Raw genomic sequence first — 525 nt, forward strand, 5'->3', positions numbered from 1 at the left:
GTCTAGCCTTGCTTACGACCAGAGATGCGACACCATTCGCTTTGCTCAACGATAGGGTCAATGTGAAGCTCATCACGGTAATAGCTTGCAACATCTTCCGCTTGCGTGTCCAAAACACCAGACATTGCTAGGGCGCCATTTGGCTTAACTAGGCCTTTAATGATTGGTGCAAGTTCACGTAGTGGGCCAGCAAGAATGTTAGCAACAACCACGTCTGCAATCAGACCTTCTGGTTGGTTTTGAGGAAGGTATACTTCTAGTTTGTCGGCAACGCCGTTACGCTCTGCGTTGTCTTTTGATGCAAGTAGCGCTTGAGGATCAATGTCGATCCCGATAACTTTTTCTGCGCCCAGTTTGATCGCTGCGATCGCAAGAATGCCTGAGCCACAGCCGAAGTCGATAACGGTTTTACCGCTTAAGTCCATGCTTTCTAGCCACTCAAGACAAAGTGCGGTTGTTGGGTGAGTACCAGTACCGAATGCAAGACCTGGATCCAGCATTACGTTGACAGCGTCTGGTTCCGGC

1 protein-coding gene is annotated in these 525 nt (G+C 49.5%); it reads right to left on the minus strand.

Annotated elements, in window-relative coordinates; all coding sequences use genetic code 11:
• Nucleotides 1-2: 2 nt before the first annotated feature.
• Nucleotides 3-525, minus strand: a 523-nt coding sequence (gene prmA, locus R7P74_RS29115) for a 50S ribosomal protein L11 methyltransferase (protein WP_318124196.1), incomplete at its 5' end; no start/stop codon positions are given.

The organism is Vibrio sp. 2033 (assembly GCF_033339735.1).